The sequence below is a fragment of the Leucobacter musarum subsp. musarum genome, assembly GCF_001273845.1.
GTDB lineage: Bacteria > Actinomycetota > Actinomycetes > Actinomycetales > Microbacteriaceae > Leucobacter > Leucobacter musarum.
On sequence record NZ_JHBW01000065.1, the window covers coordinates 171921 to 184728 of the forward strand.

A 12808-nucleotide genomic window follows, 5' to 3' on the forward strand; every position below is an offset into this window, starting at 1 on the left:
AGCTTCGACAGCCCAGTCTACGCGGTAGGGTTGGGGCCATGACTGAACCTGTTTCGCTGGGCGAGTGGCAGCCCGATCGCAACCTCGCCATGGAACTCGTCCGCGCAACGGAGGCCGCCGCGATGCGCGCGACTCCGTGGATCGGCCGTGGTGACAAGAACGCCGCCGATGGCGCGGCCGTCGATGCGATGCGTCGCTTCCTCTCTACCGTCAACATGCGCGGCACCGTGGTCATCGGAGAGGGCGAGAAAGACGACGCCCCGTGGCTCTACAACGGCGAGGTCGTGGGTAACGGCGAGGGCGCTGAGTGCGACGTCGCGGTTGATCCCATCGACGGTACCCGCCTGACGGCGGAGGGTCGGCCGGGAGCGCTCTCGGTCATTGCGGTCGCCGATCGCGGCAGCATGTACGACCCGTCGGCAGTGTTCTACATGGACAAGCTCGTCTGCGGCCCTGCAGGCGTCGGCGTCGTCGATATTCGTCGCCCGATCGGCGAGAACATTCGGGCACTCGCGCGTGCGAAGAATGTCGATGTCACCGATATTCGTGTTGCCGTGCTGGATCGGCCGCGCCACGAGCAGCTCATCGCCGAGATTCGCGAGGCGGGTGCCGGCACCCGACTGCTCATGGATGGCGATGTCGCCGGTGGTGTGAATGCGGCTCGATGGGACTCGAACATCGACCTCTGCGTGGGCATCGGCGGTACGCCGGAGGGCATCATCACCGCGTGCGCGGTGAAGGCGCTCGGCGGCGTCATCCAGGGCAAGCTGTGGCCGCGCGACGATGACGAGCGTCAGCGCGCGATCGATGCCGGTCACGATCTCGACCGTGTCCTCGAAGCGAACGATCTCGTTGCGAGCGATAACTGCTACTTCGTGGCGACCGGCATCACCGACGCCGAGTTCGTCGACGGTGTGAAGCGGAATGGTCCGTTCGTTCGCGCGGAGAGCATCGTGATGCGCGCGCACTCGGGCACCATCCGCCACGTCATCAGCGATATGGATCCGAACCGCTGGGTGTGATTCTGGTGTGACAACGGAGGCCCGGGCACTGAGTGCCCGGGCCTCCGTTGCGTTTGGCGCGCGTGCGAATGGTGCGTGGTGATCGGTACGTGGTCGTATGCGCGCGGTCGTGCTCAGATTTCGAAGGGTGCGTCGGTCGGAAAGTACGCCCGGAGGCTGAGGCCAACGCCGTCTTCATCGTTCGAGAGTGTGCGCACGACGTGTTCGGCGACGGACAACGTGGGGTCGGCGTTGCCCATCAGTACGCCGACGCCGACCTGCTCGAGCATGGGAATGTCGGCTTCGGTGTCGCCGAACGCGATGCATGCGTCGAGTGGGATCTTGAGGTGCTCGGCGAGGGCTGCGAGCGCGACGTGTTTGCGCGTCGTGGTGATTTCGAGCACGCGGCCGGCGAAGTGGGCGAAGACCTCGGGCAGCGATGCGTCGATGCCGGCCTTGATTGGTGCGAGGTGCTCGGGCTCCCCGCGGAACATGACTTTGTAGACGGGGCGCTCAGGGGCTCGTGCGGCGACGTCTGGGCCGATGCGGTTCGGCCAGATCGAGGTGTTCCGTGCTTCACGCAAACCCCAGATGCCGATGTCGCTCACGTGCCACTCTGATTCGGTGTAGATGCCCACGTGCACCGGACGCCCCGCTGCGATGTCGAGCATGGTGTCCACCGCTGCCGAGGTGAAGGGGCGATCAAGGACGGTCTCGAAATCGTCGGTGTTGCGGGCACGCACGAGAGCGCCGCCGAAGGCGATGTGCGACGTCGCGGTGCCGAGTTTGTGCTCGATGATGCGTGAGGCCGCGATGCTGCGCGCGGTCACAATGGAGACGATCGCACCAGCCTCAGCGACCCGTGCGACTTCATCTCGGGTGAACGCCATGATCTGCTTTGCGCTGTTGATCAGGGTGCCATCGATATCGATGGCGACGAGTCGCAGATCGGTGCGTGTACGTTCTGCGCTCATCGACGAGCGCCCAGCACCTCGATGATGAGTGCATGGTCGTCTTGCTGGGGAAGGCCACTGACCGTGACCGACCCCAGCACCGAGCCGTCGATGAGGATGGGCACTGAGCCGCCGTGCGGGGCGAAGTCGGCCTCGGGCAGTGCGTCGGTGACCGGCCCCAGCCCCTGTGCGGCGAGCCGCTGCCCGACGAGAAAGCTCGGCAGGCCCGTGGCCTCGGCGACATTGCGCTTGCGTGGAATCCATTCGTCGTTGACCGTGCTGGTGCCGGGGAGCGCCAGTCGGTAGACCTCGTGGTCGCCGAGTTTCACTGAGACGGCGAACACGAGCCCGCGCGCCCGCCCGAGTCGCACGATCTCCTCGCCGATCTCGATCGCGTCGGCATGCGTGTACGAGTGCAGTGCCGCTTCGGTGAAGCCGGCTGCGATGATCTCGGGGTCAGCGATAAGGGGAAACGCATCTGTGGCCATGGTCATACGCTAGCGCAGCCTGCGGTCATGACAGGACAAATGAAGTGCTGGTTCATCGGTCTTCCCAGAGCCCGGTGTGTGCGTCAGCCTCGGCTACGGTGTCTTCGTCAGCACCGGCTCGTGCGCGAGCAGCTGCGAGCGCATCATGCTCGGGCGCGGGTTCGGTGACGTACTCTTCGAGTGCATGCGCGCCGCCTTCGCCGGCGGTGTCGAACGTCTCGACGGCTCGGAGTCGCTTTTCGACCGCGCGCGTGCGTCGGCCGGCCTCGCTCACGGTGTTCTGTGCCGTGGCCAGCTGCTTGCCGAGTTTCTCCCAGACCTGCCCATACTTCTGAAACTCGACTTTTGCCGCGCTCAGCACTTGCCACACCTCGGAGCTGCGCTGCTCGATGGCGAGCGTGCGGAACCCGAGCTGAAGGCTGTTGAGGAGCGACATGAGCACGGTCGGGCCGGCGACGGTGACGTGATATTCGGTCTGCAATTTGCTGGTCAACCCCGGGCGACGGATGACTTCGGCGAAGAGGCCCTCGGTCGGCAGGTACATGATGCCGAAATCGGTCGTGTACGGCGGCTCGAGGTATTTGTCGCGGATGAGTTTCGCCTGCGTCAGAATGACTCGTTCTACGGTTTTGCTTGCGGACTCGATTTCAGCGCGATCCCCGCGCTCCTGGGCTTCGAGAAGTCGCTCGTAGTCCTCCTGGGGAAACTTCGAGTCGATCGGCAGCCACACCGGGTCACCGAGATCACCGCGGCCCGGAAGCTTGACCGCGAACTCGACCCGCTCCGCGGAGCTCGGTCGCACGGCGACGTTCTCTGCATACTGCTCAGGGGTCAGCATGTCTTCGAGCTGGCGCGCGAGCTGCACCTCGCCCCAACTGCCGCGATTCTTCACGTTCGTGAGCACGCGCTTCAAGCCCCCGACATCGGTGGCGAGCGTCTGCATCTCGCCCAGGCCCTTCTGCACCTGCTCCAGGCGATCGCTCACCAAACGGAACGACTCGCCGAGTCGCCGTTCGAGCGTGCCCTGCAACTTCTCGTCGACGGTCTCGCGCATCTTCTCGAGCTTGGCTTCATTGCCCTCACGAAGCTTCTCGAGCTCATCGCGCAACACGCGCTGCAGCTCGGCCTGCTTGGCGACGTGAGTGTCGGCGAGCGCCTGCACTCTGCCGGCATTCTCGTCGAGTGAGGCCTTCAAACGATGCTGCAACTGCTCGCCGACGGCCTGACGCACCTGTTCGAGTTTCGCATCGTTGGCCTCGCGCAGGTCTTCGAACCGTGCTTCGACGCTGGCGCGCAACGAGTTCTGCGCGGTCAGCGTCGCTTGCGCTCCGGCGTGTACCCGATCGCTGATGCCGGTGAGCGACTGCCCGATTTCGCCGCGCTGCGCGGAGAGGTCGCCGCGAATCTCAGCGGCGAGACCGCGCCCGTCGAATGCCGACGCCGGCGTTGCGCCTCGCGAACCGGTGCGCAGGAACACGACGACGAGCAGCGCAACGAGCAGGAGCAGATTCGCTCCGAGCAGGATGAGGGTGGCAATCGCCATGATGCACCGTGCTTTCGATCAGTGGAAGGTTCGCATCCACGTTCTCACGGGCCACCGACATTTATGTCGTGGCTGCCCCGGTGTCGCATCAGAGCTTCAGCGGAATGGCCTTCAACTGCTGAATGCGCAGCCCAGTTTGCTTCGCGAGTGCCGTCACCGAGTCGACCCCGTGGCGCTGCGCGGCATCCGAAATGATGGCGGCGCAGGCTTCGGCGTCGGCGAGGGCATCGTGGTGCGCGAATTCGCCGTAGCCCGCCGCAGCCGCCGAAAGCGGCAAGCGATGCGATGGAATCTCGTAGGTCTTGCGCGAGACCTGCACACTGCAGAGGTACTTCAGGCGGGGCGTCGGTGCCACCGACTCGGCGCACGCTGCGCGAATCACACCCATATCGAAGCTGGCATTGTGCGCAACGGCGACATCGGCGCCGATGAACTCGCGGAGCTCGCCGAGTTGCTCACTCCACGACCGTGACTCGGCCACCATTGCCGCGGTGATGCCATGGATCTTGATGTTGAAGGGCAGAAACGCGGCGTGTGCGGCGGGCGGGCGGATCAACCAGTGCACGCGATCCACCACCACCCCGGCACGCACGCGGACCATGCCGACCGAGCATGCCGAAGACGGATGGCTGTTCGCAGTCTCGAAATCGATCGCGGTGAAGTCGACGGGCACGTGTCCACTCTGACACACACCCCTGACATTGATGCGTCCGCGTGGCGCCGGGGGTGTGCATGCGTGCGCGAGGGGCGACAATGGAGTTCACGATCCACCCGTCGAAAGGGATGACCATGGCCGAGCATCGCATCTACGGCATGAGCTTTGCGAGCATCTACCCGCACTACATCGCCAAGGCGGAGCGCAAGGGGCACACGCAGGAAGAGATTCACCAGGTCATCACCTGGCTCACGGGCTACGACGACGCCGACCTGCAGCGCGTGCTCGACGACGAGACCGACCTGCGCACGTTCTTCGCCGAGGCACCTCGCATGCACCCCAACGCGACCCAGATTACGGGCCTCATCTGCGGAATACGGGTGGAAGAGATCGAGGATCCGCTGATGCAGCAGATCCGCTACATGGACAAACTCGTCGACGAGGTCGCACGGGGCAAGAAGATGACGTCGATTCTGCGCGGAGGTGCCGCATGATTCCCGAGATCAACTACTGGGCCGTGATCGTCGCCACGCTCTCCACGATGGTCGTGGGGTCGGTGTGGTACACCCCGAAAGTGTTCGGCACACGGTGGATGCGACTCGCGAACGTGAACCCGAGCGGCGATGCGAAGGCTGCGGTCGGCCCGATCTTGGTCACGCTGGTCGTGAGTTTCATTACGGCGTGGGTGTTTGCCGGGGCGAGTTGGATCGCCTTCGCGTTCTACGGCGGCTCGTTTCTGGCGGCGACGCTCGTGACGGGGCTGCTGCTGTGGGCTGGCTTCACCGCATCGCGTTTCATCACGCACGACGCGTTTGAAGGTCGCCCAGCAGGCCTGACCGTGCTGAACATCGCGCACGAACTCGTCACCGTCGTCGTTATGGCGATCATCATTGGGGTGTGGCCGCCGGCGATCGGGTAGTGCGGGATCGCCTCGCGGCGGCGAACGGTCATGCTCGGCCGCATCCCCGCGTAGACTGATGCCTCGTGGCTCTGACTATCGGCATCGTAGGACTCCCCAACGTGGGCAAGTCGACCCTGTTCAACGCGCTCACCCAGAACGACGCGCTCGCGGCGAACTATCCGTTCGCGACGATCGAGCCGAACGTCGGCGTGGTGAACCTGCCCGACCCGCGACTCGACGCGCTCGCGGAGATCTTCGGCTCGGAGCGCATTCTGCCCGCACCGGTCAGCTTCGTCGATATCGCCGGCATCGTGCGCGGTGCCAGCGAGGGTGAAGGGTTGGGTAACCAGTTCCTCGCGAACATCCGCGAGGCTGACGCGATCGCACAGGTCGTGCGCGGATTCTCAGACCCCGACGTCATCCACGTCGACGGTGCCGTCAACCCGGCCAGCGACATGGAGACGATCAACACCGAGCTGATCATCGCCGACTTGCAGACGATCGACAAGGCGCTCGTGCGCTACGAGAAAGAGCTGAAGAACAAGAAGATCGACGCGTCCGTCGTCGATGCAGCGAAGGCCGCGCAGGCCGCGCTGAACGACGGCCAGGTGCTCTCGCAGTCGAAGATCGATCTCGAGCCGATCAAGGAGCTCGGGCTGCTGACGGCGAAGCCATTTCTGTACGTGTTCAACGTCGACGAGACTGTGCTGCAGGATCGCGCGAAGCTCGACGAGCTCGCCGCCCTGGTGGCACCGGCCCAGGCGATCTTCCTGGACGCGAAGATCGAAAGCGAACTCATCGAACTCGACGCCGAAGATGCCGCGGAACTGCTCGCGTCCATCGGCCAGGAGGAAAGCGGGCTCGACCAGCTCGCGCGCATCGGCTTCGAAACCCTGGGCCTGCAGACCTACTTGACCGCGGGCCCCAAGGAGGCGCGCGCCTGGACCATCAAGCAGGGCGCCACGGCGCCGCAGGCGGCCGGCGCGATCCACACCGACTTCGAAAAGGGCTTCATCAAGGGCGAGATCATCTCGTTCGAAGATCTCGTCGAGGCCGGTTCGGTCGCCGAGGCTCGCGCCAAGGGCAAGGCCCGCATGGAGGGCAAGGAGTACGTCATGCAAGACGGCGATGTCTGCGAGTGGCGGTTCAACGTCTGAGCTGATGCACCGCTAGCGCGGTGCGTAGCCGCACTCGGCGGTGCCGTCCGGCCGCTCGGCGCAGAGCCGTGCTCCCGGTTGCGCGAGCCCTTCGAGCGTGACCAGTCGCGCCTCCAACGCATCGATGCTTGAGTTCTGCGGAGCGGTGACGGTCACCTTTCTTGGAGACACGGTGACTGCCGTGATGTCAGGGGAATCGAGCACTGTGCTCGCTTGGGCAGTGACCGCCCCCAGCTGCGACGGTTCAGCGGTGACGCTGAGTTCGGGGTCGTCGGGCGCTCCGACGACGATCGTCAGCGACGCGAAGTCTGCGGACTCGGGCTGCGCAGAGATCGCGGACGCGAGGGCTTCCGCGTCGGCTGGCGACGCCGCGCTGAACGTCGCGCCTGCATCATCGGTCCATATCGACTCGATCAGCGCGCGGTCGGCGTCTTCAAGCCCACCGAGCAATGCACGGGCGGGCGCACCGGTCGCCTCAGCACCGAGCGACACCAGCGGGCTGGCGAATGCCACGGGGTAGTCGCTCGTCAATGCCTGCTTGGCGAGGCGCGCCGTGGCGGCGGCCACCTCGAACTCATCGTCGAGCGTGATGACGATGCCGTCAGGCGAAGCTCGCACGCCAGTCACTGCGGCCACTGGGGCGGAGTCCGTGAGGCCGAGCAGTGTCGCCTCCGCGTTCGACCACCACGATCCCGGAGGGCCCTGCACGGTGAAGTAGGCTGCGGGATCGCGCAGCGTGATGTGCGGCCCCGACGCGATGGCGATTTCGGCCAGGCGATCCGGAACCTCACGCGCCAGCGCGAACGCGGCGGTGAAATCGGTCGGGGAAGGAAGACTGAGGTCGAGCGTCACCGCGGAGATGCGCTCCGCATCATTGGCGGCGACGAGCTCGACTGACTCGACGCCCGGAACGGTCAGCAGATCATGCGCCGCGTCGGTGATGGCCGCAGTCGTCGTTGCTGATGCGACGACGGGCAGGCTGATGGATGGGGTGTGCACCGTGATGTGCACCTCGGTGCCCGACCGCTCTGCTGCGAAAGCGCTGAGTTGAGTCACCAGCGACCGGAACGCATCATCGGAAGCATCTGGACGCACGTCGACGTCGGCACTGAGCCCGCCGGTGAACGCTTGGTTATCGGCGGTCGAGAGCTCGAACCCGGCGACGGCCGGATCATCACCGAATGTTCGCGCAAAATCCCCGCGCACCGAGTCGCCGCTGCAGGCGGCGAGCAGCAGCATTGAGGCGCCGAGCAGGGCGCCGACCAGGCTGCGTCGTGCCCGCTGCCGTATCGATCGTGACCCGCTCACCATGCACATCAGCGTAGCGAGGGTGCTCGTCGCGAGGGTGCCCGCAGGGGCCTGGGCGACCGCAAGCGTGCCGGCCGGTGTCAATGTCGGTCGTGCCGATTACGCTGACGACATGGACTCAGCACCGAATGCCTCGCGCCCTGCAAGCGATGACGAGATCGAACTCCTCCTGCGCTACCTGCAGCTCGCCCGAGACGCCCTGCTCTGGAAGCTGGAGGGCGTTGGCGAGTACGACGTTCGGCGGCCGCTCACCGCGACCGGATCGAATCTGCTCGGCATCGTGAAGCACGTCGCGAGTACGGAATACGGGTACCTCACCGAATGCCTCGGTCGCGACGGGGGCATATCGACGCCCTGGATGGCCGAGGATGCTCCCGCGAACGCGGACATGTGGGCGACCGCCTCCGAGAGCCGGGCCGACATCATTGCGCTGTATCGACAGGTCTGGGCGAGCGACGATGCGGTGGTGCGCGAACTCGGCCTCGATGCGGTCGGCATCGTGCCGTGGTGGAGCGAATCCAGTGTGACCGTGCGACGCCTGCTCGTTCACATGATCGCCGAGACGCACCGTCATGCGGGCCACGCCGACATTCTGCGCGAACAGATCGACGGTGCCGCAGGCATGCGCGCTGCGGCCACGAACCTACCGGCGGGAGATGCCGAGTGGTGGCGCGACTACTCGGAGCGCGTCGAGTCCGCGGCGCGCACTGCGGCAGAGGCCGCGGGGGAGGCCGTCGGGTCGCCCGTCGCCGAGTGAATCGGTGTGTCGGTGTGCGGCAACGCGGTTTCGCGGTCTACCGCGAATGCGAGGTGCGGCATATCAACCCCGCGGTAGTGCTTCACGAAACGCGAGCGCACCGTCATTCCCAGTCGGATCGCCACGTTCATCGACGCGAGATTGGTGTCACGCACTTGTGCGTAGACACGCTCGGCGTCGAGATCAGAGAATGCGAAGTCGCGGCAGGCGACCGCCGCCTCCGTCGCATATCCGTGATGCCAGTGCGATCGTTCGAAGAGATACCCGACCTCGTGCACGCGGGCGCCGTCGATCTGCTGCCACGTGATTCCGCACTGACCGATCATCTCACCGGTCTCCCGCAGATCAACCGCCCACAATCCGAACCCGTCGGTGCGGTAGCGATCCCGCATGCTCGTCAGCCATGCATCAACTCCGGCATCATCGAACGCGCCCTCGTACGCGTGCATCGCTTCATCATCTTGCAAGATGCGCGAAAGCGCCGCGCGGTCGGCCGGTTGGATCTCGCGCAGGCTCAATCGTTCGGTGTGCAGCATCACCCTTCCATTCTGGGGTCTCGCGCTCGTTAGGGTGGAACGATGACGCACGCAGCACTCCACGATCTCTTCGCGCTCGATGGCCGCCGGGCGCTCGTCACCGGCGGCAGCTCAGGCATCGGCCGTGCGATCGCGGTCGCACTCGCAGACGCCGGCGCGCAGATCGTCATCGCGGCGCGCACCGAATCTGCGATCAACGAAACGGTGGTGCAGATCACCGAACGTGGCGGATCCGCGGTCGGCGCAGTAGCCGACCTGTCCGAGCGATCCGGAGCGCACGCGCTCGCGCAGGAGGTCGGCGACGTCGACATCCTGGTGAATTGCGCCGGCATCAACCTGCGACCCCCATTCCCGGAACTCCGTGAAACGGAGTGGGATGCGACGATGCGCGTCAACCTCGATGCCCCGTTCATCCTGGGCCAAGCGCTGGCACCGGGCATGGCGCAGCGCGGCTACGGTCGTCTCATCCACATCAGCTCGCAGCAGGCACAGCGACCGTTCGCGGCGAGCGGCGCCTACGGCGTCTCAAAGGCTGCGCTCGAGGCGCTCGCACGGAGCCAAGCCGAAGCCTGGTCGGCCCACGGCGTCACCGCCAACGTGCTCGTACCGGGATTCGTGCAGACCGCCCTGAACACCCGGCTCTCGGCCGACCCCGAGACAGTGCGTGCGCTTGCGTCGCGCACGCTCATCGGGCGAAACGGCGTTCCCGAAGACTTCGCGGCGCCTGCGGTGTTTCTCGCCGGCGCGGGCTCACGGTACGTCACCGGGCAGACGATACCCGTCGACGGTGGGTTCTCCGTGCACTGAGGTATCGGGCGTCAGCACCGACACCAGAGGCTCGAATCGTCAGCGCACCCCGCGCATCAGATGCAGGACCGGCTTGCGCACCACGACCAGCACGATGCCGACCGCAATCGATGCCAGACCAATCGTCAAGAAGTAGGGCACCTCAGTGTCTGCCGAGTAGAAACCGGAGAGCGCGCCGGCTGCCGCCGAGCCGAGAGCGATCGACAGGAAGTACAGCGCCACCATCTGCGAGTGGAATGCGTGCGGCGACAGCTTCGTTGCAAGCGACTGACCAACCGGCGAGATGCAGAGCTCCGCGAGGGTGAAGAGGAAGAGGATCAACACGATCGCGAGGAACGGCACCGAGCCGTTCGCGCCGCCCGAGAACGGGAGGAACGCGAGGAAGGCGAGGCCCATGATCATCGTGCCGAGCGCGAACTTGATCGGCGTACTGGGCTGGCGCTCGCCAAGCTTGGTCCACATCGCGGCGAAGACACCCGCGAAGATGATGATGAACACGGGGTTGATCGAGGTCACCACGCTCGGCGGCAATTCGAAGCCGAATACATGGCGATCGAGGCGCTGATCGGCGTAGATCGCCAACACCGTGAACTGCTGCTGGAACAGCGTCCAGAAGACCGCGGAGGCGATGAAGAGCGGGATGAAGGCGAAGACGCGACTGCGCTCCTCAGTGGTGACGCGGCGACTCGACCCGATGACGCTGAAGAGAGCGATCGCAGTGACGATCGTGAGCCCGACGACGATGACCGAGAGGTTCTCGGGGCGCAGTGCGCCCAGCAGGGCTGCGCCGACGATGACGATGATCGCCGCGAGCAGAATGATCGACCAGCGCGTGCGTTCGGGGCGCGTCAGCGGGTTCGTCGGTCGGGCACTCGACGCGGTGACCGTGTGCCGGCGCAGCAGCAAATACTGCACGAGGCCGAGCGCCATGCCGATGGCAGCGAGACCGAAGCCCCAATGGAAGCCCTGCCAGCCCCAGACCAGACTGGTCAGCAGCGGGCCCACGAAGCCGCCGATGTTCACGCCCATGTAGTAGATCGAGAACGCCGCGTCGCGTCGCAGATCTTTCGGGTCGTAGAGATCGCCCAGCACGGTCGAGGTCGTGGTCTTCAGTGATCCTGAACCGAGCGCGACGCTCACGAGCCCGATGGCGAGGCCGAGGCCCCCGGGGAACACGGCGAGCGCGATGTGCCCGAACATGATGATGATCGCTGCAGCGAGCAGTGTCTTCTCCGCGCCCAGCACACGGTCGGCGACCCACCCGCCGATTACCGATGAGAGATAGACGAGCCCGCCATAGGCGCCGACAATCGAAGTCGCGGCGGCCTGCGACATGCCGAGGCCGCCCTCGGAGACCGAGTAGTAGATGTAGAAGGCCAGGAGGCCCTGCATGCCGTAGAAGCTGAAGCGCTCCCACATCTCGACGCCGGCGAGGTTCGCCAGACCCCAGGGATGCCCGAAGAAGCCGCGCTCGTCGCGCGAGTTCGGTCGCGGTGCGCTTGCGTCGTGCGCCGTGCTGGTCTGTTCGGTCACGGGTGTCCTCTGAATCCTCCCGCCATGGGCTGACGGGACTCGGTGGTTGCGGCCGTGCTCGATCCTACTCGGGGCCACGGATACCGCGCAGGCTGCGGTGTCGAGCGCCCGCCGAATGTCGGCCCGTCGTGTTAGCTTGAGCGCACCACGGTGCAATCGTGACGGTGAATCAGGAGGCAGACATGACCGAGCCAGTCAAGGGCCCCAAATCCTACTTCCCATCGATCGAGGCCAAGTATGGCCACTCGATCGATGAATGGATGGAACGCTTGCGACCATTCGCCGGTCAGAAGCACATGGAACAGGTGGCATTTCTGAAAGAGCAGGGCATGGGGCATGGTCATGCCAATGCGCTCGTGCATGTCTTCCGGGCCGAGCACGACGGAGCCTGACCGGCCATGACTCGCCTGCCGGTGCGCGCGCAGGTGCGTTTGCGCTGGGCGATTGCGGTCGTCGTGGGCGGAGCCGTCGCTGTGGCCTCGGTGCCGGTTCTGGGAGTGCCGGCCGGTGTACTCGCGGGGTGGAGTGCCATTGCCGGCGTGAGCTCGGTCACCGTGCTCCTGCAGGTCTGGCGTCTCTCGCCAGCTGAGACCCGCAGCCATGCGACTGCGGAAGACCCTGGACGCAGGGTCGCGCGCGTCGTCGCCACCATCGGCAGCATCGTGAGCCTGGGGGCGGTCGCGGTGGTGATCGTGCAGGCGAGGCACGCCGAAGGGGCGCTCGGGCCGGTACTCGCGGCGCTCGCGCTCCTCAGCATCGTGGCGTCGTGGACCCTGATTCACGTCGATTACTTGTTGCGTTACGCGCGTGAGTATTACGACACCGAAGCAGACGGTACCGTGAAGCGGGGCATTGATTTCAATCAAGAAGCCGACCCCTGCTACGTCGATTTCGCCTATTTCTCGGTGGGCCTCGGCATGACCTACCAAGTGTCAGACACCGACGTGCAGCGCACGGAGATTCGGCGCCTCGTGATCGCGCAAACCCTGCTCGCCTATCTCTTCGGAGCGGGCATTCTGGCGACGGTGATCAATCTGGTCGCGGGGCTCGGATGAGTGGTGCGGTGACAGGACTGCGTACCTCGGTCGCAGTGCTGCGAGGCCGACGATGCGGGGCCGACGATGCGGGGCGCAATCACAGACGATGCACGCGAGCGAGAGGTAGCCTGA

15 protein-coding genes are annotated in these 12808 nt (G+C 65.5%); 8 read left to right on the forward strand and 7 right to left on the reverse strand.

Annotated features, from left to right (window positions below; all coding sequences use genetic code 11):
• Positions 1–38: 38 nt before the first annotated feature.
• Entirely contained in the window at positions 39–1022 is a 984-nt protein-coding gene (gene glpX / locus CH42_RS03665; protein WP_053351850.1) for a class II fructose-bisphosphatase, read from the forward strand.
• A gap of 113 nt (positions 1023–1135) precedes the next feature.
• On the opposite strand, the gene CH42_RS03670 is transcribed toward glpX, so the two are convergent.
• The 4 genes from CH42_RS03670 to CH42_RS03685 all read right to left on the reverse strand — a co-directional run bounded on the left by CH42_RS03670 (position 1136) and on the right by CH42_RS03685 (position 4658).
• The gene (locus CH42_RS03670; protein ID WP_053351851.1) at positions 1136–1975 is read right to left on the reverse strand and encodes an HAD hydrolase family protein; all 840 of its coding nucleotides are present in this window, start codon (positions 1973–1975) and stop codon (positions 1136–1138) included.
• The gene (locus CH42_RS03675; protein WP_162231058.1) at positions 1972–2442 is read right to left on the reverse strand and encodes a heme-binding protein; all 471 of its coding nucleotides are present in this window, start codon (positions 2440–2442) and stop codon (positions 1972–1974) included. Before CH42_RS03675 ends, CH42_RS03670 begins: the two co-directional genes overlap by 4 nt.
• A gap of 52 nt (positions 2443–2494) precedes the next feature.
• Positions 2495–3985 carry a DNA recombination protein RmuC gene (gene rmuC, locus CH42_RS03680; protein ID WP_082309275.1) on the reverse strand — a complete coding sequence of 497 codons (1491 nt, stop codon included), beginning with the start codon at positions 3983–3985 and terminating at the stop codon, positions 2495–2497.
• 88 nt (positions 3986–4073) lie between these two features.
• On the reverse strand, positions 4074–4658 hold the full coding sequence (locus tag CH42_RS03685) for an exonuclease domain-containing protein (protein ID WP_053351853.1): 585 nt from the start codon (positions 4656–4658) through the stop codon (positions 4074–4076).
• Positions 4659–4774: 116 nt separating this feature from the next.
• Here CH42_RS03685 and CH42_RS03690 point away from each other — a divergent pair, with 116 nt between their 5' ends.
• The 3 genes from CH42_RS03690 to ychF all read left to right on the forward strand — a co-directional run bounded on the left by CH42_RS03690 (position 4775) and on the right by ychF (position 6698).
• Positions 4775–5134 carry a DUF2200 domain-containing protein gene (locus tag CH42_RS03690; RefSeq protein ID WP_053352045.1) on the forward strand — a complete coding sequence of 120 codons (360 nt, stop codon included), beginning with the start codon at positions 4775–4777 and terminating at the stop codon, positions 5132–5134.
• Positions 5131–5559 carry a DUF1761 domain-containing protein gene (locus CH42_RS03695; protein WP_053351854.1) on the forward strand — a complete coding sequence of 143 codons (429 nt, stop codon included), beginning with the start codon at positions 5131–5133 and terminating at the stop codon, positions 5557–5559. Before CH42_RS03690 ends, CH42_RS03695 begins: the two co-directional genes overlap by 4 nt.
• A gap of 65 nt (positions 5560–5624) precedes the next feature.
• The gene (ychF, locus tag CH42_RS03700) at positions 5625–6698 is read left to right on the forward strand and encodes a redox-regulated ATPase YchF (protein WP_053351855.1); all 1074 of its coding nucleotides are present in this window, start codon (positions 5625–5627) and stop codon (positions 6696–6698) included.
• Positions 6699–6710: 12 nt separating this feature from the next.
• Here ychF and CH42_RS03705 read toward each other — a convergent pair whose 3' ends face one another.
• Complete coding sequence (locus CH42_RS03705; RefSeq protein WP_053351856.1) at positions 6711–8009, reverse strand: hypothetical protein; 1299 nt, start codon at positions 8007–8009, stop codon at positions 6711–6713.
• A gap of 109 nt (positions 8010–8118) precedes the next feature.
• Between CH42_RS03705 and CH42_RS03710 the strand changes: the two genes are divergently transcribed.
• On the forward strand, positions 8119–8763 hold the full coding sequence (locus CH42_RS03710; protein ID WP_053352046.1) for a DinB family protein: 645 nt from the start codon (positions 8119–8121) through the stop codon (positions 8761–8763).
• Here CH42_RS03710 and CH42_RS03715 read toward each other — a convergent pair.
• Positions 8682–9299, reverse strand: coding sequence for a GNAT family N-acetyltransferase (locus tag CH42_RS03715; RefSeq protein ID WP_193392071.1), 618 nt, complete (start codon positions 9297–9299; stop codon positions 8682–8684). The two genes, CH42_RS03710 and CH42_RS03715, sit on opposite strands and share 82 nt — an antisense overlap.
• A 42-nt stretch (positions 9300–9341) precedes the next feature.
• Between CH42_RS03715 and CH42_RS03720 the strand changes: the two genes are divergently transcribed.
• Entirely contained in the window at positions 9342–10106 is a 765-nt protein-coding gene (locus CH42_RS03720; protein WP_053351857.1) for an SDR family NAD(P)-dependent oxidoreductase, read from the forward strand.
• Positions 10107–10145: 39 nt separating this feature from the next.
• On the opposite strand, the gene CH42_RS03725 is transcribed toward CH42_RS03720, so the two are convergent.
• Positions 10146–11639 carry a peptide MFS transporter gene (locus CH42_RS03725; RefSeq protein ID WP_053351858.1) on the reverse strand — a complete coding sequence of 498 codons (1494 nt, stop codon included), beginning with the start codon at positions 11637–11639 and terminating at the stop codon, positions 10146–10148.
• A gap of 182 nt (positions 11640–11821) precedes the next feature.
• On the opposite strand from CH42_RS03725, the gene CH42_RS03730 reads away from it, so the two are divergent.
• Complete coding sequence (locus CH42_RS03730) at positions 11822–12031, forward strand: DUF4287 domain-containing protein (RefSeq protein ID WP_053351859.1); 210 nt, start codon at positions 11822–11824, stop codon at positions 12029–12031.
• Between the two features lie 6 nt (positions 12032–12037).
• On the forward strand, positions 12038–12694 hold the full coding sequence (locus CH42_RS03735) for a DUF1345 domain-containing protein (RefSeq protein WP_053351860.1): 657 nt from the start codon (positions 12038–12040) through the stop codon (positions 12692–12694).
• The last annotated feature ends 114 nt before the right edge of the window (positions 12695–12808 follow it).